Raw genomic sequence first — 21,345 nt, forward strand, 5'->3', positions numbered from 1 at the left:
CGGGCGCCATGCAGCTCACCCTCCACAGCGCCTGGCGGTCCAGCGCGGCCTATCGGGTGCGGATCGGCCTGAACCTCAAGGGCCTGGCCTACGACACCGCGCCCGTGAACCTGGTCGCCGACCAGCATCAGGAGCCGACCTTCGCCGCGCTCAATCCCCAGCGGCTGGTGCCGGCCCTGGAGGTCGACGGCCGGATCCTGACCCAGAGCCTGGCGATCCTGGACTGGCTGGACGAGACCGTCCCCGAGCCGCCCCTGCTGCCGGCCGACGCCTTCGACCGGGCCCTGGTGCGCTCGATGGCCCAGATCGTCGCGAGCGACATCCACCCCGTGAACAACCTGCGCATCCTGCGCGCGCTGGGCGGCCTAGGGGTCGACGAAGCCGCGCGCGACGTCTGGATCCAGCGCTGGATCACCGACGGCTTCACGGCGCTGGAGGCGATGATCGCCCGGCACGGCCGAGGCTTCGCGTTCGGTGACGCGCCGGGCCTGGCCGATTGCTGTCTGGTCCCGCAGGTCTATAACGCCGAGCGTTTCAAGACCGACCTGGCCCCGTTCCCGGGCATCCGCGCCGTCGCCGCGCGCTGCGCCGAACACCCGGCCTTCGTCGCCGCCCATCCCAACCAACAGCCGGACGCCATCCATGCTTGAAGACCTGAAGAGCAACAATCTGGCCTGGTCGCTGCGCAAGACCGAGGCCGACCCCCAGTTCTTCAAGCGCCTGGAGGGCCAGCAGAGCCCCGAATATCTGTGGATCGGCTGCAGCGACAGCCGGGTGCCGGCCAACGAGATCGTCGGCCTGGATCCGGGTGAGCTGTTCGTTCACCGCAACGTCGCCAACCTGGCCCCGCCGCAGGACGCCAACTACCTGTCGGTGCTTCAGTTCGCGGTCGACGTGATCAAGGTCAAGCACGTGATGGTCGTGGGCCACTACGGCTGCGGCGGCGTGGCGGCGGCCATCGACGGCAAGCGGCGCGGCCTGGTCGACCACTGGCTGCACCCGATCCGCGAGGTCCACGCCGAGCACAAGCACGAGCTGGACGCCCTGCCCGACGAGAAGGCCATGCTCAACCGCCTGTGCGAGCTGAACGTCATCCGCCAGGTTCGCAACGTGGCCTCCGACGTCTTCGTCCAGGACGCCTGGGCGCGCGGCCAGCAGCTGTCGGTGCACGGCTGGGTCTATTCGCTGGGCAACGGGCTGGTGACGGACCTGAACGTCGGGATTTCGAGCCTGGACGACTACGAGCGGGTGGCCAGTGGCCCCTGCTGATACTGCCCCTCTCCCCTTGCGGGAGAGGGTGGCCTCCGAAGGCGGTCGGGTGAGGGGTTGAAGAACAGAAACGCCGCGACAGCCGTTGGGCCGGTCGCGGCGTTTTGCGTTCGAGAGACCCCTCATCCGGCGGCTGCGCCGCCACCTTCTCCCGCGAGGGGAGAAGGGTCCAGTCAGCGGCCCTCGACCCGGAATACCCGCCCCGTCGCCGGCTCGCGGATCAGGTCCACGCGACCACCGTCCCAGTGATAGTCCAGATGCCGGCCCTGGACGGCGTTCGAGGCCAGGTCCGGATAGAACAACCCCACGCACTCGCCGCCTGGATGGCGCTGGCTGGGGTAAACCACGCCCTCGGAACCAGCGGCCCGCAGCTGGGCGCCAAGAGCCTGACCGGGCCGATAGTCGTCCGGATCGAGCGCGGGCCCCAGGGCCGAATCGTCGCCGCGCAGATCGTGCAGCGCGCCCCGAACATCCAGCACAATCTCGCGGAACTGCGAGGTCCATCCCGGCGTCTGGGCGGTGGCCGCCATGAACAGGGCGTGGTGGTGGATGGTCTCCGACAGGGCGACCTCGAAGCGATCGGCGACATAGAGCACGCCGTAAGCCCCGGCGCTGAACCGGCTGGGCCGGTCGGGGCTGACATGGGTGAACGGCGCCATCAGGTAGCTGGCCCCCGCCCCGGCGACCCACCGGTCCTGCGGGACGAGGTCGAGGTTGCCGATAGTCTCCATCAGGCGCGGATTGGTCTTCTGCTCGGCGGCGATCAGCAGCGGCCAGTCGGCGGGGTCGGCGATGTCCTCGAACAGGTCGATCGGAGGCCAGGCGCTGCGGATGATGCGGGCCGCGCCACGCCAGACGACCGGCGAGCGCGGGATCGTCCCCAGCGGAACAGGGGCGGCGTCGATCACCAAGCCCCGCGCTCGGCGTCCAGGTAGCGGCGCACCCGCATCAGGTCGGTCAGCTCGCCGCCCAGCATCACGTCCAGGGCCGAGCGGCCGCCGAACGCGGTGTTGGGCGCCTTGATCCAGGCATAGCCGCGCTGGGGCTCCTGGAAAACCAGCCGCAGAGCCTTGTGGACACCCATCAGGTTGGACAGCCGCGCCTTGCCGTCGCGATTGATCCGTCCGATCTCGCCGGCCTTCCAGCGGCGATAGCTGCGCACCGGCTGGTCCAGCAGCACGGCGGCCTCGTCGTCGGTCACGCCCCACAGCTTCAGCAGGTTGACCGCGGCGCGGAACATGGCGGCGGCTTCCGCGTCCGAGATCGGCTCGGGGGCGAAGGCCTTGGGTTCGGTGTCGACCAGGGTGACCAGGGACATGTTGAATACCTCTTTGGCCGAATATAGGCTATCGGCTGCCAAATGGCAATCCTCAGCCGGTCGGCGCCTTGATCCGCACGCGGGCCGAGGCCGCCCGCCCTTCCCCGTCCACCACCTTCAATCGGTAGAAGCCAGGCGCGGCCGGGCGCCAGATCACCTTGCCGCTGACCGGGTCGGCCGCCAGGGGCGCGCCGGCGACGTACCAGGTCAGGTCCTCGCCGCCGGCGGCCATGACCAGGCCGCGCGAGCCGGGGCCGACGCTGTCGACCTGCACCGTCGCGCCGTCGGGCGGGAAGATCAGGCGAGGGCCTTCGCTGGCCTGCTGAAGCCGCTGCAGGGCGCCGGGGGCGGCCTTGGGGGCGATCGGGCGCGGGGCGATGGCCGGGGCGTTGATCACGTCGGCCACGTCGAACAGCAACGGCAAGGCCGCGTCGCGCCCGGTCAGGCCGCCGCGCGCGCCGCCGTCGGCCCGCCCCGTCCAGACGATGATCGCGTAGCCGCCGACCACCCCCGCCGCCACCGCGTCGCGGAAGCCGTAGGAGGTGCCGGTCTTGAAGGCCATGGCCGGTCCGCCCCGGGTCAGGGCCGACGGCGCCCGACCCCGCGGAGCCGGGGCCTCGCGCAGGATGTCGAGCACCTGGGCCGCCGCCTCGGGCCGGACGATGCGGGTCCCGCCCATGCGCTCGCGTGACTTGGCCTGCGCCTCGGTGAAGGCCAGGGGCTTGGCGACGCCGCTGTCGCCCAGGGCCGCGTAGAGCACGGCCATGTCGCGCGGCGTGATCCCCGCGCCGCCCAGGGCCAGGGCCAAGCCGGACGCCTTGATCGCCGTCTTGGGCCGCACCAGCCGCACGCCGCCGCTCTCCAGCCGCGCGGCGAAGGCGTCGGGGCCGATCTTCTCCAGGGTGGCGACGGCCGGGACGTTCAGCGAATAGGCCAGGGCCTCGCGGGCCGTGACCTTGTCGTGGAACACATGGTCGAAGTTCTCGGGCTGGTAGTCGGCGAAACGGGTGGCGGCGTCGTCGATCTGGGTGTCGGGCGCCAGCGCGCCGTCATCGAAGGCGAAGGCATAGATGAAGGGCTTCAGGGCCGAGCCCGGCGAGCGCACGGCCCGGGTCAGGTCGATCCAACCGCCCGGCCGGTCGCGCCCCGCCGAGCCGACCAGGGCCCGCACCGCGCGGTTCCTGATCTCGACCACCAGGATGGCGGCGGTGACGTCCGGTCCCTGCGCGGCGGCGATGGCGGCGGCCATCGGCTCCAGGCGGGTCTGCAGGTCGGCGTCGATCGTCGAGACCACGCTGGGCTGACTGGCGGGCGCCGCCAGGGCCAGCTCGCCGGCCGCGTGCCAGGCCAGGGTGGGGAAGGCGCCGCGCCGTGGCAGCGGCTCGGCCTCGGCTTCGGACGCGGCGGCCTCGGTCAGCACATGGGCGCGGACCATCTTGTCGAGCACGGCGCGACGGGCGGCGCGGGCCGCCTCCGGACGGCGGTCCGGACGGCGGGCTTCGGGCGACTGCGGCAGGGCGATCAGCAGGGCCTGCTCGCCGTCGGTCAGGCTGGTCGGCTCGTGGCCGAAATAGGCCAGGCTGGCGGCCCGCACCCCCTCCAGATTGCCGCCGTAGGGCGCCAGGGTCAGGTAGAGGGCCAGGATCTCGCGCTTGGTCAGCCGCGCTTCCAGCTGGGCGGCGCGGACCATCTCAATCAGCTTGGAGCCCAGGTTGCGGGGCCGGGGCTCCAGCAGGCGGGCGGTCTGCATGGTCAGGGTCGAGGCGCCCGAGGTCGCCCGTCCGTGCACCGCCGCCGAACCGACCGCCCGGATCAGGGCCAGGGGATCGACGCCCAGGTGCTCGCGGAACCGCGCGTCCTCGACGGCGATCAGGCGCTTCTGAAAGGTCGGGTCGGTGCGCGCCAAGTCGGCCCGCACCCGCCAACGGCCGTCCTCGACCGGCAAGGCCCGCAGCCACGCGCCGCGATGGTCCAGCACCACGGGCGACGAGCGCCTGGCGCGGGCCATGTCGGGCGGAAACGCGACGCTCAGGGCGAACAGCGCGACCTGGACGGCGACAAAGGCGACGAGAAGCCGCGTCAGGCGAGCGGGCGAGATCATGACGGGTGTCGGCGACGCATGCCCCACGCTGCTTCGCGTCGGCATGACCGTCAATCCTGGCGTGACGACGCTCTCGGACGCGCCCGAAGTCTCAGTCGGTCTCGAGCATCCTCTGGACGCCCACCCGCGCCAGCTTGGCGGTCAGGGCCCCGGTCGGCAGGTAGTCGAAACGACCCTGGCGACCCAGCGACTCCACGCCCAACGCCTTCAGCTCGGCGACCAGACGGGCGACGGTGGCGGTCGCGCCCCGGCGATAGACCGGATAGGCGAAGCGCGTGACGTCGTGGCCTTCCAGCTTCAGATCGCCCTGGAACAGGCCGACCGAGGCGATGCTGTCGCGGAAATCGGCTTCGATCTCGTCGATCGAGACGTCGCCCGCCGGAACCTCGACGCTGAAATACTCGCGTCCCTGCGCCGTGCCGTAGAAGTCGGAATGCATAGTCAGCCGCTTCCAGCGCCCGCGGTCGGCGAAGTTCTGGAGGATCTGGTCGCGGAAACCCCGCTTCCCCTCGAAGCTGAAATACAACGACACCAGGTCGACGTTCTGAAGCGGCTCGATCTCGGTCAGCGCCCCGAACAGCGGCGCGGCGTGCTGGATCGGGATCGTCGAGATGATCCGCCGGGCCTGGATCGACCTGTGATTGGTGCGAATGTGGAACACGCCGTCGATCCGGCTGACGGATTCGATCCGTTCCCCCAGCAGCACCTGCACGCCGCGCTTTTCGAGGGCGGTCTTGACCGGCGCATAGAGCTTGTCGAAGCCCTGGGCCGGACGCACCAGCTGGACGCCGGCGGTCGGCGCGACGATCTTGAGGTTCTTGGCGCGCTGGCGGATCGAGCCCGCGCGGGCGATCCAGGTCATCCGGCGCTTGGCGAACTCGATCTCGATCTCGCCCGCCTTGCTGCCCAGCAGGCGCTCGATATAGAGCTCCAGGCCGCTGTCCTTGAAGATGCGCTCGCCCATGTAGTATTTCGCGTAGTCGGCGGCGTTGCTCTTCTTCTGGTACTTGATCTTCGAGATCAGGACGGACGCCAGGCTCCCGATCCCGGACACGTACCCATCGCGGAACAGTTCGGTCCGCGGCGAGTAGGGATACTTCTCGACATGGCCGCCCGGAGCGATGCGCTGCACGTTGACCGGCGTCGGCACGCACAGCTTTTCCAGTTCGGGGAACGCCTTGAACAGCTCGTCCGAGCCCTTGAAGACGAAGGATCCGATGTCGAACGTATAGGGCCCGATGGTGCGGGACTTATGATTGCCGCCCATGCCGGCGTACTCGTCGATCATCACCACCGAACTGACGTCCGAGAGCGTGTTGGCGGCGGACATGCCGCTGACGCCGGCCCCGAGAATCGCGAAATCGAAGCACACGACGGGAGCCCTCTGCGGCGAAGCGCGCCGAACGGAAGTCACTTCAGTCTCACGGGAAAGATCTTGGGCTTTGAGCATGTGGCTTTTCATAAGAGTTCGAGACTCCGTCGCACGCTGAGTCGACGGTGCCGAACGATGCTCACCGCATCGCCACCCCGTTGACTACCAAGCCTTTGCAGGCCGCCTTTTGACAGTTAGTCCCCCGACTTTGTCCCGATGTGGGCCGGAGGTTCCCGGCAATCTCGCTAAGAGCAAAATACGGACCAAGCTTCACCACACCGTAAACGTCAGTCCTCCGCCTCATCAGTAATATAGTCAAGCTCAGGAAAAGGTCGGAAAAGCGCCCGCGAAAAATGGAATAAGTCACAGATTATAGAGCCGAAATTCGCCGAACGGCAGCGCTTGGCGTCACCATTAACTATGCGAGTATTTGTTCAGGGCGTTCGATAAAACAACCTCAAGGGGTCGGGCGCGACGCCCAACCCCCACCTAAAGGTGTGTCCAGTTTCGTGGCAGGCCCAGCCTCGTCGCTAGGCGCCGTGGCGCCGAGGGTCCTAGCCCCCCGGCGCCACGGTGATCCGCCCGGCGTCCGACCGCGCGTTCAGGCTGGGCCGGTACATGTCCTTGGCGATCGCGCCGGGCAGGAAGAACTCGCCCGGCGTCACCGCCCGCGCCACGTAGGCCATGGCGAACGGCTTCTCGCCCCCCAGGTCCAGGGCGGCGATGTAGCGGTCGTCGCGGCTTTCCTGGACGTCGGGATTGGTCAGCTCGCCCAGGAACTTGAAGGGACCGTTCTGGGCGTCGTCGGCGCCCAGGGTGGTCTCGATCTCGAAGCCGGCCGGCAGCGCGTCGTCGACCACCAGGGCGGTCGAGCGGGCCTGCATCGAACGGCCCGACACCAGCACGATCACCCGGTCGCCCTGGTGGATCTGCGCCGGATCGATCGCCCCGCCGTTCATCGAGAACAGGCGCTTGGACACCGAGATGCCATTGGCCTCGGCCCCCGGAGCGGCGACCGGCGTGCCGCGCACGCTGACCGTCCGCCACAGGGCGCCCTTGCCCTTGTTGACGAAGCGGGCGTCCGACAGCCTGCCGACAGCCCAGCGCGGCGCTCCGCCGGCCGGCGGCAGGGCGGTCACGCCCTGGGCGTCGATGGTGATCGGACCGGCCGCCTTGAGCAGTTGCGAGGCCGCGAACAGCACCGCCGCCTGCTCCTGGGTGTTCAGGGCGTCGGGGTCCTTGACCACGTTCTCGAGGCGTCCCTGCAGCTGGCGGGCGATGTCGCCCTGGCCGGCCTGGACCGCCAGGGCGGTGATCGTGGCCACGTCGCGCAGCGGGCTCTGGTACCAGTCGCTGTCGTCGCGCCAGCCCAGCGAGCGGACCGCCTGGCGCATGGCCGAGCGGGCCCGCGCCTGGTCGCCCATCAGGGCGAGGCCCGCCGCCACCTGGGCCTTGGCCAGGGGCTGGTCCTCGTCCTTCATCTGCACGTCGTGCCACCAGCGCAGCCGCGCCAGGTCGCCGCGTCCGGCCTTGGCCATCACGTAGAGGGCGTAGGCCGAGGCCCGTCGGCGCATGCGCTCGGTGGCCTTCTTGGAGTCGTCGGGCGAGCGGCCCCACCATTCGGGATATTCCAGGCGGTAGGACACCGAGCTCCAGCCGTCGGGACGGCTGATCTGGCGCATGGCGTTCAGCGCCTTGTTCATCGCCTCGTCCGGCACGGCCACGCCCTGGGCCTTGGCTTCCACGAGGAAGTCCGTGGCGTAGGCGCCCAGCCAGGCGTCGGCCTCGCCGTCGCCCACCCGCCAGAGGCCGAAGGCTCCGTCGAGCGTCTGGCGGTCCAGCAGCTTGCCCACCGCTCCGGCCAGGATGGCCGGATTGCGCTGGAGCTTGGGATCGTTGGAGACGCTCTGGGCGTAGAGCAGCGGATAGGCGGTCGAGACCAGCTGCTCGGTGCAGCCGTAGGGGTAGCGTTGCAAGGCCACGGCGATCGCCGAAGGGTCGAAGCCCTTGAACGGCGAGTAGCTGACCTGCAGCGTGACGTCCCCGGCCGCCAGGCCCGACATCAGTTCGGCGTCGGGCGTGTAGGTCGCGCCCGGCTGTTGCAGCTCCGTCGTCGTGCGCACCACGTCGCCCCAGCCCAGTCGGGTCTGGATCGGATAGTCCTTGGTGGTCTGGAAGCCCGGCCCGGCCACTTTGAAGCCGACCTTGCCGATCCCCGTGACGGTGGGGGCCAGGAACGGGATCTTCTCGGCGATGCGCTGGCCCAGCACCAGGGTGATGACCTTCTTGAAAGCCACGGCGATTCCGTTGGTGGCGTTGGCCTCGACCGTATAGGCCCCGGCCTTGCCCTCGACATTGTGCAGCTCCAGCGTGGCCATCGGCTTGTCGCCGGGGGCCAGGAAGCGCGGCAGGTTGAGGTCGGCCACCACCGGCTGACGCACGGTCATGGCCTTGGAGCCCGAACCCACGGCGGTGTCGGTCCAGGCCACGGCCATGATCCGCAGTTCGCCGTTGAAGTCGGCGGCCGGCAGCTTGACCACCGCCTTGCCGTCCATCCCCGTCTCGACGATGCCGGACCACAGGGCCACGGTCTTGATCGGCGTCACCGTCAGACCCTCGCCGCCCAGCTCGTCGGCGCCGAAATTGACGTTGGCCGGCGCGCCCATGTTCGGGTCGAGCAGGCGGCCGTAGTCGTCGCGATAGTTCAGGGTCAGGGCCCGCTTGCCGAAGTACCACTTGGCCGGGTCGGGACTGTCCTGGCGCGTCAGGCGCAGGATGCCTTCGTCGACGGCGGCGATAGTGACCTTGGCCTTCTGGCCGAAGCCCAGGCCGTTGACCTTGATCGGCACCTCGACCGGGGCCTTGGAATCCAGCTTCACCGGCGTGCCGATATCGACCGTCAGCTTGCGACCCTTCGGATCGAGCGGAACATAGATCAGGCCCAGGGCCCGCTTGGGCTTGGGCGAGCTGACCGGGTCGCGCGGCTGGATCACCGTGACCATCACATAGGCCCCGCCGCCCCAGGCGGCCGAGGTCTTCAGCTTCACGGTCGTTCCGTTCTCGCCGACGCTGAGCGTCTTGAAGTCGATCAGCCGGTCGGTGGCCACGGCCACCTGCACCTGGCCGGCATAGGGCGACTTCAGGGTCAGTTCGACCGTGTCGCCCTGGGCGTAGGCCTTGGTTCCGGCGCTGACCCGCACGAAGTCGGGCGCCTCGCCTTCCTTGGCGGGTGAACCCCAGCCCGACGAGAACTTGGTCACGGTCTTGGACCCGTCCGGACCCTCGACCACCAGGCGGTAATCACCCCAGCCCAGGCGGCGGTTGAAGCGCGCGGGCGCGCCCGCGCCGATGTTGACGCTGGCCCTGGCCACCACCGCGTCGCGGCTGGTGCGCCGCCACTGCCAGCGGCCGTCCTGCTGGAACCAGTCGTAGTTCCAGTTCTCGCTGATCAGGGTGTAGGTCGCCGTCGAGGCGATGCGGGTCCCGGCGGCGTTGACCGCGATCATCTCCAGACTGACCGGCGGGTCGCCGCGCCCGGCGTCGCCCTGCTCGACCTTGACGCCGTAGTACACCGGCTTGCCGCGCACCTTCAGCTCCATGCCTTCGCGCACGGGCCGGCCGCCGGGCTCGAACACCGAGGCCGTCACCGCCGCCACCAGCGGCTGGGCGGTGTCGCCAGCTTCCGTGGTGACCAGGTTCAGCATCGCGTGGCCGTCGCCGTCGGTGACGGTGGTGCCCAGCTCGATGAACTTCTCGTCGAAGGGCGTCAGGTCGTCGCCCCACTCGTAGCCCTTGAACTGCGGGAAGGGGTCGTTGTCGAGCCGCAGCCGCGCCTCGCCTTGCGTCTGCAGGCCCGCGCCCGGCGCGCCGTAGAGGAAGCGGGCCGAAACGTCGATCTTGCGCTCCTGGCCGGCCGCGACCGGCACGGACTCCTGGCCCGTGGCGGTGACCGCCAGGCGTTGCGGGGCGAAGTCCTCGACACTGAAGCTGAACGAACCGGCCTCGGCGTCGCTGCCCTCCATCTTCAGCACCGCCGTCCAGCGGCCGCGCGGGGCGCTCCGGGGCAGGGCGATGTCGGCCAGCACGGCGCCGGCGTCAGCGCGGCTGAAGTTGTAGCGCTTGAACTCGACGCCCGAGGGCCGCTTGACCAGGATGTAGCCCTTGCGGTCGTTGACCGCCTTGGCCAACCGGTCGCGGACCATGGCCGTCAGGTGCACGGTCTCGCCCGGGCGATAGATGCCGCGGTCGGCATAGAGATAGCCGTCGATATCGGTGGAAAGCGCCCGGCCGCCGTCTGACTCGGTGCGGCCGCCGACGCCCTGCTTGGACAGGTCGACCGGCGAGCGGTCCAGGTCCAGCACCGCCAGGTCGCCCTGGTCGCCATAGGCCATGACCATCTTGGCCCGCGAGGCGCCCTCGCCTTCCAGCAGGGTATGGGCGAAGCGCGCCCGGCCGTCGGCGTCGGTCTTGGCCACCGCCAGGTCCTCGCCGTCCTTGGCCACCAGGGCCACGCGCACGCCCGCCACGGTCTTGGCGCTCTTCAGCGAGCGGACCACCACGTCCAGGGATTCGGCGCCGTCGTAGCCGATCAGCGCCATGTCGGTGAACATGATCCAGCGGCGGGCCTGGGCGGGAGTGGGCTCGCCCTCGCCGTCCGGATCGCGGCCGCCCGAGGCGTCGCGCGCCTTGATCACGTAGCCGCCGGGCTTCATTTCCTTGAGCACCGCGCCCAAGGGGAAGACGGTCGTGGCCTTCTGGCCGGCCGCGCCCTCGACGTTGATAACGCCCTTCCAGACCTGGCGGCCCTCGTCGTCGGGGCTGTCGTCGCCATAGTCGCTGGAATAGTCGCCCTCGCCGGTCGGGTCGGGCGCGCTGATCGACTTGCGCACCAGATTGCGGTCCGACACCCGCCAGACCTCGATGGCCAGCTTGGAGACGTTCATGGTCTCCAGGGCCACGCCGTCGGATTCCTCGCGCGGCAGGATCACGCCGTCGCCGGCGAAGCCGACATAGGGCGGCTTCTCGCCGAAGGTGAAGTCGACGTCGGCGTTGGCGACCAGGGTCTCGCCGTTCTTGCCGGGCAGGCCCTTGAGCAGGGTGACGCGATGGTCCGTGAAGCCGACGCCGCCGATGCACAGTTCGTCGTTCTTGACCCGCACCGCCGCCTGGCGACCCATGTCCGGCGAGAGCAGCACGAAATCGGCATAGGCCTTGGACGGATCGAGCGGCTTGCTCATCTGGACGCAAGCCATCGGCTCGGCGCCGGTGCTGTCGATGCGGCTGCGCCAGACGGCGAAGCCCTCGGGCTTGGGAACGCCCCGCCGGGGAGCATTCGCGGAGCGGGGCTTGCCGAACAGCGACCAGGCCTGGCCCTTCGGCGCCTCGGCCGTCGTGGTCTTGTGGCCGAACCAGCCGAGATCGGCGACCTTGCCGACCGCGAAACCGCCGCCGAAACCGAGGACGAGCGCTGCGGCGCCCACCGCGACCAGCGGGGACTTCAGCTGCGGCGGAATTCGGCTTTTGAAGGCTTCCCACTGGGTCGCCAGGCGGCTGCCGAAGGTCCCGCGTCCACCTTCCGGCGGCGTCTCGTCCGTCGACATCCCAGGTCTCCCCAACTTTAGCGTGTCGGGAGACTTGAACCTAAGCCGGGCAACGGGTCAACGGATGACCCGAACAAGGTTATGCGTCGAACGCCACCACGCCGGTGGCCAGCTCGTAAGTGGCCGAGACGATCTTCAGGCGGCCCTCGGACAGCTTCTCGGCCAGCGTGCCGTCGGCCACCTTCAGGCGGGCGGCGACGTCGCGGACATTCTGGCGGATGGCCGCGTCCTGGAGGTCGGCGGGGTGCTTTTCCTGGGCTTCCAGCACCGCCGGGATGATCGGCAACACCATGTCGAACAGGGCGCCGTGCAGGTCGGCGTGCTTGGTGGCCACATCGACCGCCGCGCCGACGGCGCCGCACTTGGTGTGACCCAGCACCACGACCAGCGGCGCGCCCAGGTGCTCGACGGCATAGACGATCGAGCCCAGCCCCTCGCGGCTGACGGTCGATCCGGCCACGCGGACCACGAACAGTTCGCCCAGATTGCAGTCGAAGATCAGTTCGGGGCCGGTGCGGCTGTCGCTGCAGCCGACGATCACCGCGAACGGCCGCTGCCCCTTGGACAGCTCGGCGATGCGGGCCACGGTCGGCAGGGCGATGCTGGCCCCGCCGCGCGCGAAGATGGCGTTGCCCTGCTTGAGGCGGCCCAGCGCCTCGTCCGGACTGACGGCCGGCGGGTGCACTTCGGCGGGTTCGACCGCGTTGGGGTCTTCCAGCGGCTTGACCTGGGCCAGCGCCTTGTCGAGCGCGGCCTTGTCGGAGGTCTGGGTCTTCAGGGCGCGGCGCGTGCGGCGGCCCTTGCGGGTCAGCACCGACGGCGTCGTGGGATTGTCGCCCTCGGCCCAGGCCAGGACGGGCGCGGCGAGGCCGGCGCCCAGAGCGCCCAGCAGGAGTCGTCTCGAAACCATCTCATCCCCCGACGAGTGCAGCGATTAGGTCGACTCTAGTTCTGGAGGCAAAGGGTTAACCACGCCGCAACGCCGACCCGGCCTCAAAGCGGCAATTCGACACGTTTGACCACGGTGCGCATGGCGATCGACGAGCTGACCCGGACCACGCCGGGAATTCGGGTCAGCCCCTGGGCGTGCACTCGCTCCAGGTCGTCGACATCGGCCACCACCAGCCGCAGCAGATAGTCCGAGCCGCCGGTCATCAGGTAGCACTCGGCCACCTCGCGGACATTGGCGATCGCCTTCTCGAACGCGCTGAGCGTCGCTTCGGCCTGGGACGACAGGGTGACGGTGACGAACACGCTGAGCGGCAGGCCCACCGCCCGCTCGTCGATCACCGCGGCGTAGCGCCCGATCACCCCGGCCTCCTCCAGCGCCTTCACGCGACGCAGGCAGGCGGATTCGGAAAGATTCACCGCCTCGGCCATTTCCACATAGCTGGCCCTGCCCCGTCGCTGGAGCAGATGCAGCAGCTTGCGGTCGAAGGCGTCGAGGATCACCGCAGCTTTTTTCACCGTGAAGGCTCCATGGCGCAGGATTCCTGCATAACACGGATACTGTCACATGAAATGGCCCGGGAACCTGCAGTCTGGCGGGCGTAAACCAGCGTCAAAAGCCATTTGGAGGAGACTATCATGCGCGTTGGAGTGCCATCCGAGATCAAACCGGGCGAACACCGGGTTGGCCTGACCCCCACCGCCGTGCGCGAGTATGTGGGTCATGGTCACTCGGTGCTGGTCCAGACCGGCGCGGGCCTTGGGGCCGGCTACGGCGACGACCTCTACGTCAAGGCCGGCGCGACCATCGCGCCCGACGCCGACGCGGTGTTCGCGGGCGCCGAACTGATCATCAAGGTCAAGGAACCGCAGAAGGTCGAGTGGGAGCGCCTGACGCCCCGCCACATCCTGTTCACCTACCTCCACCTGGCGCCCGATCCGGCCCAGACCGAGGGCCTGCTGGCCTCGGGCTGCGCGGCCATCGCCTACGAGACCGTCACCGACGCGCGCGGCGGCTTGCCGCTGCTGGCCCCGATGTCGGAAGTGGCCGGCCGCATCGCCGTCTTCTCGGCGGCCGAGACCCTGCTCAAGCACAACGGCGGCATGGGCCTGCTGCTCTGCGGCGTGCCCGGCGTGCCCCCGGCCCGCGTGGCGGTGCTGGGCGGCGGCGTGGTCGGCTCCAACGCCGCGCGCATGGCCGCCGGCCTGGGCGCCGAGGTGGTGGTGCTTGAACGCTCGATCCCGCGCATGCGCGAGCTGGACGACCTCTATCAAGGCCGCATCCTGACCCGCTATTCGACGATGGCGGCCGTCGAGGACGAGATCCTCAAGGCCGACGTGATCATCGGCGCGGTGCTGACCGCCGGGGCCGCGGCGCCCAAGCTGGTCAAGCGCGAACACCTGTCGAAGATGAAGCCAGGCTCGGTGCTGGTCGACGTCTCCATCGATCAGGGCGGCTGTTTCGAGACCAGCCACCCGACCACCCACGCCGAGCCGACCTACACGGTCGACGGCGTCGTCCACTACTGCGTGGCCAACATGCCCGGCGCCGCGCCGCGCACCTCGTCCGAGGCCCTGGGCAACGCCACCCTGCCCTTCGGCCTGGCCCTGGCGGATCACGGCCTGGACGCGCTGAAGAGCAACATCCACCTGGCCAAGGGGCTCAACGTCCTGAACGGCCAACTGACCCACCCGGCCGTGGCCGAGGCGCTGGGCAAGACGTCGGTGGATCCTTACGGCGCTTGGAAGTAGCGACAGGCTGGGGACAGGCCCATGGGCCTGTCCCCGACTGTGTTTCTTAGGCCGCGAACCGTCCCAGGTCCTGGTGGCTCTCCACCAGGTCCAGCACGTCGTGCATCGAGAAGCCCGGATCGGCCGGATACAGCGCGTCGTAGATCGAGCGCGCGAAGGCCAGGTCGGCCGGGGTCTTCACCCGCCAGTCGTAGTGCGACCAGTCGCGATGGGCCTTCAGGTGAGCCTGGCGGAAGCGGTCCGGCCGCGCGCGGATGGCGGCGGTCGGCGAGATCATGGCCAGCGGGTCGCGGACCTCGGCGGCGGCCATGCGCAGCGCCTCGACGGTGACCACCTCGACCTCGAGGCCGGCCGGAAAGGTGCGCTCGACGCGGTTGGAGGTGTAGGCCGCGCCGCTGACCTGGGCCAGGCGAACGGCCTCGTCGATCACGGCCGGATCGACGAACGGCGCGTCGCCCTTGATGCGGACGATGTGGCTGACCGGGCCGGCGGCCTCGGCGCAGCGGGCGATGCGGTCGAGGATGTCGCTGCCCGAGCCGCGGTGCACGGCGTAGCCGCGCGACACCACCAGACCGGCCAGGCCGTCGTCGTCAGCGGCGTCGCTGGTAGCGACGATGATCTTGTTCAGGCGCCGGGCGCCGCGCAGCCGCTCGAGCTGGCGCAGGATCATCGGCTGACCCTGGAGGGTGGCGACGGCCTTGCCGGGCAGACGTTTGGAGCCCATGCGGGCCTGGACGACGGCGAGGATCATGGCGTTCGTCTCCCTCTTTGTTTCTCAGCTCTTGTTCTGAGGCTGAGCTTCGATTCGCCTGGTCGTCAGGCGACCCAACGTCGCGGGTCCAGGGCCACCGGATCGTCGATGGCCATGTCGTCCCAATCGAGGTCGGGCGGCGGGCTGGAGGCGGCGGCGACCACGGCCGACAGTTCGGCGGCCGAGGTGACGCCCACGAGGACGGCGCTGGCTTCGACGCGCGACAGGGCGAAGCCCAGCGCGGCCTGCAGCGGATCGGAACGGCCCTCGGCGATCATCCGGCGGACCTTCGACAGGCGGCCCGAAGCCCCCTTCAGCTGGGCGGGAACGCGGTCGGGCGGCAGGAACAGCAGGCCGTTGAGGAAGATCGAGCGCAGTTGCACCTCGATCCCCATGCCGGCGATGCGTTGCAGCGAGCCGTCGGCCAGCAGGCGCTGGTCCAGCAGGCTGGCCGGGGCTTGCAGAATGTCGGGCTTGAAACGACGGGCCACGCCCACCGGATCGTCGCTGGCGTGGGCGGCGACGCCGATCTTGGCGAACAACCCCTCGTCGCGCAAACGGGCCAGACGGTCCCAGACGGCCGCGCCGTGCGCGCCGAAAAGTTCCGAGGGCGAGGAGACGATGACGGCGTCGGCGCGCTCGATCCCCAGGCGGCGCAAGGACGCGCGGGTCTCGGCCTCGACGAAGTCGGGACCACGGTCGGCGCGGGCGGCCGACAGGGTGACGCGGAACGGCACGGGACGGGGAATCAGGTCGCCCAGCACCTGCTCGGCGCGGCCGTAGTTGCCGGACACGTCCAGCACCGACAGGCGCGCGCGGGCGGCGATGTTGAGGATGTCGCGGGCTTCGGTTTCCGGGGATCGGGCGCGCGGCGACGCGCTCATGCCGTCCAGTCCGAACTGGGCGGCGGCGAGACCGAGCTTGGAAACGGAAAGCGACATGGAAATCCGTGAGGATGAGAACACCTGTGACGCGAACCGTACGCCCCAAGGTTTGAAGAAGGCGTTTCTGGAAACTTGCCGAGGCGTTAACATGCTTGGCAATGAACCTGCCCGATCACGCCGACACCGACGTGTCTCTCGCCGCCGCCGCCGCGCCTTCCGATTGGCCGCTTCACGGCCTGGCGGAAGACATGCGGCCGGCCCTGGCGAGCGCCCTGGCGCAAGGCCCGGCGGGCCTTGCGACCATCATTTCCCTAGGCGACGGCGGGCCTCGCCCGGTCGGCACCCAGATGGTGTTCGGGGTCGATAGCCGAGCCGGCTTCCTGTCGGGCGGCTGCATCGAGGCCGACGTCGAGGACCATGCCAGGGCCTGCACGGCCGACGGACGCCCCCGGCGCCTGGTCTACGGCGATGGCAGCCCCTGGCCCGACATCCGCCTGCTGTGCGGGGCGCGGATCGAGATCCTGGTCGAGCGAATCACGCCGGACGATCCGGCGGCCCGCGAACTGCTGGCCCTGGCCGAGGCCCGGGTTCCGGCGATCTGGATCAGCGACGGCGAACGGCGGCTCTGCGCGCCCTTGCCGGAGTTCGTCTCGGCCTGGCCCGGGGCCTTTTCGCGTCGCTTCGATCCGCCGCCTAGGCTGGTGGTGTTCGGCGGCGACCCGACCGCCCTGGCCGTGGCCGGCCTGGGCGCGCAGTCGGGCTTCCAGACCACCCTGGTGCGGCCCAAGGGCCCGACCTCGCCCCCGCCCCTGGCCGGCGTGGCCTATCGCCGAGACGACGTCGCCTCCGCCGCGGCGGCGATCGGCCTGGACCCCTGGACGGCGGTGGCGATCTGCGGCCACGACGAGGCGGTCGACCACCAGGCCCTGCTGGCCGCCCTGCCCTCGGCCGCGCCCTATGTCGGCCTGCTGGGCGCGCGGCGACGACTGGGCGAGCGGCTGGACCGTCTGCGAGCGGCCGGGGTCGGCGAGCGTGACCTTCAGAAGCTGCGCGCGCCGATCGGCCTGGACCTGGGCGGCAAGGCGCCGTTCGAGGTGGCCGTGGCGGTGATCGGCGAGATCATGGCGACCCGGCACGGCCAGCCGGCCCTGGCGCGGCGACTCTGATGAAGCATGCGGGTTCCGAGGCCTTGGACCAGCTGGAGCCGCTGATCGCCCGGATCCGCGTCCTGCCCGGCCTGGTCGAGAAGCAGCGCGGAACCTTCTACCGCAAGTCCCGGGCCTTCCTGCATTTCCACGAGGACCCCAAGGGGCTGTTCGCCGACATCCGCGTCGAGGGCGATGATTTCGAGCGCATCGACGTCACGGACGCGGCCGGCGCCGATCGGCTGGTGGCGATGGCTCGGGCCTGTGTCGAGCCCTAGTCGGCCCGCCAGTCGCCCGACTTGCCGCCGGTCTTCTCGACCAGACGCACGGCCTCGATGACCATGCCCTTCTCGGCGGCCTTCAGCATGTCGTAGATCGTCAGGCAGGCCACCGACACGGCGGTCAGGGCCTCCATCTCCACGCCCGTCTGGCCCTTCAGCTTGACCCGGGCCATCACCGCCAGTCCGCCTTCGGCCGGCTCGACCGACACCTCGACCTTGGACAGGGCCAGGGGGTGGCACAGCGGGATCAGATCGGAGGTTTTCTTGGCCGCCATCACCCCGGCGATCTCGGCCACGGCGCAAACGTCGCCCTTGCGCCCTGTTCCGGACACGGCCAGCTCGAGGGTGGAGGGGCGCATCCGCACGAAGCCGACGGCGATCGCCTCGCGGACCGTCTCGGCCTTGTCGGAGACGTCGACCATGCGGGCGCGGCCCTGGTCGTCGATGTGGGTCAGGCGGGTCACTGTTCCAGCAGTCCTATTGCTCTAGGAGTCGGGGCATCAGTTCGACCATGTTGCAGGGCTTGTGGCGGCTGTCGAGCTGGGCCGAGATCACCTTGTCCCAGCCGTCCTTGACCGCCCCGTTGCTGCCCGGCAGGCAGAACACAAACACCCCGCCGATCAGGCCCGCCGTGGCGCGACTCTGCAGGGTCGACAGGCCCACCGAGGCGTAGCTGACCAGGTGGAAGACCACCGAGAAGCCGTCGATCTTCTTGTCGAACAGCGGCTCCAGGGCCTCGACCGTGACGTCGCGGCCGGTCAGGCCCGTGCCGCCGGTGCTGACGACGGCGTCGACCTGGCCGCCGGCGATCCAGTCGCGCACCGTCCGGCGGATGGTCTCGATGTCGTCGCGGACCACCGCCCGGCCTGCCAGCTCGTGGCCGGCGGCCTTGACCCGATCGATCAGCAGCTGGCCTGAGGTGTCGTTGGACTCGTCGCGGGTGTCCGACACGGTCAGGATCGCCACGCGCACCGGCTTGAACAGAAGCTCCGGCTTGATGCCGCCGCCGGGGATGAGGCCTGCCGACATGCTGTTCTCCCGTCCTAGTCCCAACGCTCGGCGTCGGTCCTATCCTGAGCCGTCGGCTCGATCCAGCGGTCGCCGTCCGGACCGTGCTCCTTCTTCCAGAAGGGTGCGCGGCTCTTGAGGTAGTCCATCAGGAAGTCGCAGGCCTCGAACGCGGCGCGGCGATGGCCGGCCGCCGTGGCCACGAAGACGATCGCCTCGCCCGGCGCGACGCGGCCGACGCGATGGACGATGCGGTAGTCGTGCAGGGCGAACCGGGCCTTGGCCTCCTCGGCGAACTGGGCGATCGCCGCATCGGTGAAGCCGGGATAGGCCTCCAGCTCCAGGATCCGGGCCCGGCCCTGTTCGGCCCGCGCCAGGCCGACGAAGCTGGCCACCGCGCCGGTCTCGTCGCGGCCGGCGCAGAAGCTCGTCAACAAGAGCCCTGGCTCGAAGGCCTCGCCGGTCAGGCTGATTGACGGAAAGGTCGTCATCCGCCGCTCATCGGCGGCAGGAAGGCCACTTCGGTGGCGGCGGCCAGGCTCGCCTCGCCCCGGACGATGGCCTTGTCGACCGCCACCTGCACGCCGGGGCCGGAAAGCGCCTCGCCCAGACCCGGATCGTCGGCGGCGAGAGCCGCGCGCAGGGCGGCCAGGGTCGCGGCCTCGACGGAGCGGTCGCGCCAGCCGGCCTGGTCGGCCAGGCGTCCGAGCAACAGCACTCGCGCCACGATCAGCCCCCAGTCGTCGACATGTGGCGCGCCACGGCCGGCCGCGCGCCGTCGATGTGGAAGTCGTGGCCCTGGGGTTTGGTCCCGATGGCCGCGAAGATCGCCCGCTCCAGGTCCGCGTCGTCGGCCCCGCCGCGGATCACCGCCCGCAGGTCGCTGGCGTCGTCGCGACCCAGACAGGTGTGCAAGGTGCCGGTGCAGGTCAGGCGGACCCGATTGCAGGCCTCGCAGAAATTGTGGCTCAGCGGCGTGATCAGGCCCAGCCGCCCGCCGGTCTCCTCGACGCGGACATAGCGGGCCGGCCCGCCGGTGGCGTAGGCCAGGTCCGTCAGGGTCCAGAACGACGAAAGATCGCGGCGGACGTCCTTCAGCGACAGGTACTGGTCGGTGCGGTCCACCTCGACCTCGCCCAGCGGCATGGTCTCGATCAGGGTCATGTCGGCGCCCAGGCCGTGAGCCCACTGGATCAAGGCCGGCAGTTCCTCGGCGTTGTCGTGCTTGAGGGCCACGGCGTTGATCTTGACCTGCAGCCCGACGGCCAGGGCTGCGTCGATCCCCGCCAGCACCTTGGACAGGTCGCCGCCTCGGGTCAGCTTGCGGAACAGGTCGGGCTTGAGGGTGTCGAGCGACACGTTGATCCGCCGCACGCCCAAGCGGGCCAGGTCGGCCGCGTGCCCGGCCAGCTGGGTGCCGTTGGTGGTCAGGGTCAGCTCGTCCAGGGCGCCGGACCGCAGATGCCGCGACAGCCGCTCGACCAGGGTCATGATCCCCTTGCGCACCAGCGGCTCGCCGCCGGTCAGCCGCAGCTTGCGCACGCCCAGCTCGACGAAGGCCGAGGCCAGGCGATCCAGCTCCTCCAGCGACAGGACCTCCGCCTTCGGCAGGAAGGTCATGTGCTCGGCCATGCAATAGGTGCAGCGCAGGTCGCAGCGGTCGGTGACCGAGACGCGCAGATAGGTCACCGCGCGGCCGAAACCGTCGACCAAACGGCTTGGCAGGCGCGGAGAACGGATGACCGCTTGCGCGGGGCTGGCGTCATAAGGCGTCATGTCGGTTCGTAAGATAGGCGTGGGACGGCATGGCGGAAAGTGAAAGCGCGCGGTGCGACGCCGTGATCCTGGCGGCGGGAGCCGGGCGCCGGTTCGCCGAGCACTCCGGCGGCCGCAAGCTGCTGGCGTCGTTCGACGGCCGTCCGCTGGTGGTCGGGGCCCTGGATGCGGCTTTCGCGGCCCCGGCGCGGCGGGTGCTGCTGATCACCGACGGCGATCCGGACCTGGCCAGGATCGCCCGCGACCATGCTGGATCTCTGGGTCGCGGGGACGCTCTCGACCTCATCGTCGCCGCCGACGCCGCCGAGGGCATGGGCGCCTCGCTGCGGACGGCCGTCGCCGCCCTGCCCCCGGATTCGGACGGCGTCTTCGTGTTCCTGGGCGACATGCCGCGTGTTCCGCCTGGCGTGACGTGCGATCTGGCGCGGGCGCTGCGCCCAGGCGTCGACGCCGTGGCGCCCTGCTTCGCGGGACGACGCGGACATCCCGTGCTGTTCGGAAGGGCCTGTTATCCCGCCCTGCGGAGCCTGGACGGCGATATCGGCGCGCGGGAGGTCCTGGCCGCGCTGGGCGAACGCCTGGCGTTGATCGACGGGCCGGACGACGGCGTGCTGTTCGATGTCGACCGTCCCGAGGACCTGACCCGCGGCGGGTGACCGCTCAGGAGGGCGCGTGGCCATGCCGACGCCCGCCGGCCCAGGTCCCGAACGCGATGCACGCCAGGACCCCGTAGCTCCAGATCGCCATGCTGGCCTTCAGCGTGTTGATGGTCACCCGAAGGTCGATCATCACCGCCACGTGCGAGGCCACGATGATCGCCATGAAGGCCGAGGCGACGATCGTCCAGAGGCGCCGGGTCCGCATCGAGATCCAGATGAACGCCGCCAGCGCCGCGATGTCGATCGCCAGCACCCCGTAGTCGGCGCTCTGGACCTGCTGGCGGTGGACCAGCAGGGAGCCCAGCCAGTCGGCGAGGAAGGCCGCGCCGATCCAACGGGCGCTCCGATCGCCGCGCCACATCGCGAACCCGCAGACCAGGACGGCCAGGATCAGGGAGATGATGGTGTGGATCTGCACGGCCGTGGCGCTCGAAACCAAGTTCGAACGCCACCATGCCGCAAGCGTGGTTCGGAGAATAGC

21 protein-coding genes are annotated in these 21,345 nt (G+C 70.0%); 6 read left to right on the plus strand and 15 right to left on the minus strand.

Annotation, left to right across the window (positions count from 1 at the left end; translation table 11 throughout):
* The first annotated feature begins 8 nt into the window (after positions 1–8).
* On the plus strand, positions 9–650 hold the full coding sequence (maiA, locus tag AC1DYP_RS06785; protein ID WP_477045697.1) for a maleylacetoacetate isomerase: 642 nt from the start codon (positions 9–11) through the stop codon (positions 648–650).
* Positions 643–1,269, plus strand: coding sequence for a carbonic anhydrase (locus AC1DYP_RS06790; RefSeq protein ID WP_477045698.1), 627 nt, complete (start codon positions 643–645; stop codon positions 1,267–1,269). The genes maiA and AC1DYP_RS06790 overlap by 8 nt, the downstream gene beginning before the upstream one ends.
* A gap of 173 nt (positions 1,270–1,442) precedes the next feature.
* Here AC1DYP_RS06790 and AC1DYP_RS06795 read toward each other — a convergent pair whose 3' ends face one another.
* The 7 genes from AC1DYP_RS06795 to AC1DYP_RS06825 all read right to left on the minus strand — a co-directional run bounded on the left by AC1DYP_RS06795 (position 1,443) and on the right by AC1DYP_RS06825 (position 13,127).
* Positions 1,443–2,177 (minus strand): RES family NAD+ phosphorylase, encoded by a 735-nt coding sequence (locus AC1DYP_RS06795; protein ID WP_477045726.1) that lies wholly within the window; start codon positions 2,175–2,177, stop codon positions 1,443–1,445.
* Complete coding sequence (locus AC1DYP_RS06800; RefSeq protein WP_477045699.1) at positions 2,174–2,587, minus strand: antitoxin Xre/MbcA/ParS toxin-binding domain-containing protein; 414 nt, start codon at positions 2,585–2,587, stop codon at positions 2,174–2,176. The genes AC1DYP_RS06795 and AC1DYP_RS06800 overlap by 4 nt, the downstream gene beginning before the upstream one ends.
* A 52-nt stretch (positions 2,588–2,639) precedes the next feature.
* Positions 2,640–4,688 (minus strand): penicillin-binding protein 1C, encoded by a 2,049-nt coding sequence (pbpC, locus tag AC1DYP_RS06805; RefSeq protein WP_477045700.1) that lies wholly within the window; start codon positions 4,686–4,688, stop codon positions 2,640–2,642.
* A 91-nt stretch (positions 4,689–4,779) separates the two neighbouring features.
* Positions 4,780–6,150 (minus strand): NAD(P)-binding protein, encoded by a 1,371-nt coding sequence (locus tag AC1DYP_RS06810; protein WP_477045701.1) that lies wholly within the window; start codon positions 6,148–6,150, stop codon positions 4,780–4,782.
* 464 nt (positions 6,151–6,614) lie between these two features.
* A complete protein-coding gene (locus tag AC1DYP_RS06815) occupies positions 6,615–11,660 on the minus strand; it encodes an alpha-2-macroglobulin family protein (RefSeq protein ID WP_477045702.1) in 5,046 nt (1,681 codons plus the stop codon).
* A 79-nt stretch (positions 11,661–11,739) separates the two neighbouring features.
* The gene (locus AC1DYP_RS06820) at positions 11,740–12,570 is read right to left on the minus strand and encodes a carbonic anhydrase (protein ID WP_477045703.1); all 831 of its coding nucleotides are present in this window, start codon (positions 12,568–12,570) and stop codon (positions 11,740–11,742) included.
* Between the two features lie 83 nt (positions 12,571–12,653).
* Complete coding sequence (locus AC1DYP_RS06825; RefSeq protein WP_477035017.1) at positions 12,654–13,127, minus strand: Lrp/AsnC family transcriptional regulator; 474 nt, start codon at positions 13,125–13,127, stop codon at positions 12,654–12,656.
* Between the two features lie 120 nt (positions 13,128–13,247).
* On the opposite strand from AC1DYP_RS06825, the gene ald reads away from it, so the two are divergent.
* Positions 13,248–14,360 carry an alanine dehydrogenase gene (gene ald, locus AC1DYP_RS06830; RefSeq protein ID WP_477045704.1) on the plus strand — a complete coding sequence of 371 codons (1,113 nt, stop codon included), beginning with the start codon at positions 13,248–13,250 and terminating at the stop codon, positions 14,358–14,360.
* A gap of 46 nt (positions 14,361–14,406) precedes the next feature.
* Here the strand turns inward: ald and AC1DYP_RS06835 are convergent, their stop codons facing one another.
* Together AC1DYP_RS06835 and AC1DYP_RS06840 are read right to left on the minus strand one after the other, a co-directional pair.
* Complete coding sequence (locus AC1DYP_RS06835; protein WP_477045705.1) at positions 14,407–15,111, minus strand: glycosyltransferase family protein; 705 nt, start codon at positions 15,109–15,111, stop codon at positions 14,407–14,409.
* 65 nt (positions 15,112–15,176) lie between these two features.
* Entirely contained in the window at positions 15,177–16,052 is an 876-nt protein-coding gene (locus AC1DYP_RS06840; protein WP_477045706.1) for a bifunctional regulator KidO, read from the minus strand.
* A 101-nt stretch (positions 16,053–16,153) separates the two neighbouring features.
* Here AC1DYP_RS06840 and AC1DYP_RS06845 point away from each other — a divergent pair, with 101 nt between their 5' ends.
* Together AC1DYP_RS06845 and AC1DYP_RS06850 are read left to right on the plus strand one after the other, a co-directional pair.
* A complete protein-coding gene (locus AC1DYP_RS06845; protein WP_477045707.1) occupies positions 16,154–17,161 on the plus strand; it encodes an XdhC family protein in 1,008 nt (335 codons plus the stop codon).
* A complete protein-coding gene (locus AC1DYP_RS06850; RefSeq protein WP_477045708.1) occupies positions 17,161–17,418 on the plus strand; it encodes a hypothetical protein in 258 nt (85 codons plus the stop codon). The genes AC1DYP_RS06845 and AC1DYP_RS06850 overlap by 1 nt, the downstream gene beginning before the upstream one ends.
* On the opposite strand, the gene moaC is transcribed toward AC1DYP_RS06850, so the two are convergent.
* The 5 genes from moaC to moaA are packed head-to-tail and all read right to left on the minus strand — an operon-like array spanning position 17,415 to position 20,205.
* A complete protein-coding gene (moaC, locus tag AC1DYP_RS06855; protein WP_477045709.1) occupies positions 17,415–17,885 on the minus strand; it encodes a cyclic pyranopterin monophosphate synthase MoaC in 471 nt (156 codons plus the stop codon). The genes AC1DYP_RS06850 and moaC overlap by 4 nt on opposite strands.
* Before the next feature lie 13 nt (positions 17,886–17,898).
* A complete protein-coding gene (moaB, locus tag AC1DYP_RS06860; RefSeq protein WP_477045710.1) occupies positions 17,899–18,450 on the minus strand; it encodes a molybdenum cofactor biosynthesis protein B in 552 nt (183 codons plus the stop codon).
* Between the two features lie 14 nt (positions 18,451–18,464).
* Positions 18,465–18,920 carry a molybdenum cofactor biosynthesis protein MoaE gene (locus tag AC1DYP_RS06865; protein WP_477045711.1) on the minus strand — a complete coding sequence of 152 codons (456 nt, stop codon included), beginning with the start codon at positions 18,918–18,920 and terminating at the stop codon, positions 18,465–18,467.
* Positions 18,917–19,156, minus strand: coding sequence for a MoaD/ThiS family protein (locus AC1DYP_RS06870; protein WP_477045712.1), 240 nt, complete (start codon positions 19,154–19,156; stop codon positions 18,917–18,919). The genes AC1DYP_RS06865 and AC1DYP_RS06870 overlap by 4 nt, the downstream gene beginning before the upstream one ends.
* A gap of 2 nt (positions 19,157–19,158) precedes the next feature.
* Complete coding sequence (moaA, locus tag AC1DYP_RS06875; RefSeq protein WP_477045713.1) at positions 19,159–20,205, minus strand: GTP 3',8-cyclase MoaA; 1,047 nt, start codon at positions 20,203–20,205, stop codon at positions 19,159–19,161.
* Between the two features lie 29 nt (positions 20,206–20,234).
* On the opposite strand from moaA, the gene AC1DYP_RS06880 reads away from it, so the two are divergent.
* The gene (locus AC1DYP_RS06880; protein ID WP_477045714.1) at positions 20,235–20,861 is read left to right on the plus strand and encodes a nucleotidyltransferase family protein; all 627 of its coding nucleotides are present in this window, start codon (positions 20,235–20,237) and stop codon (positions 20,859–20,861) included.
* A gap of 4 nt (positions 20,862–20,865) precedes the next feature.
* On the opposite strand, the gene AC1DYP_RS06885 is transcribed toward AC1DYP_RS06880, so the two are convergent.
* A complete protein-coding gene (locus tag AC1DYP_RS06885) occupies positions 20,866–21,303 on the minus strand; it encodes a hypothetical protein (RefSeq protein WP_477045715.1) in 438 nt (145 codons plus the stop codon).
* Positions 21,304–21,345: the final 42 nt, after the last annotated feature.

This window comes from Caulobacter sp. P1_D6, assembly GCF_056406095.1.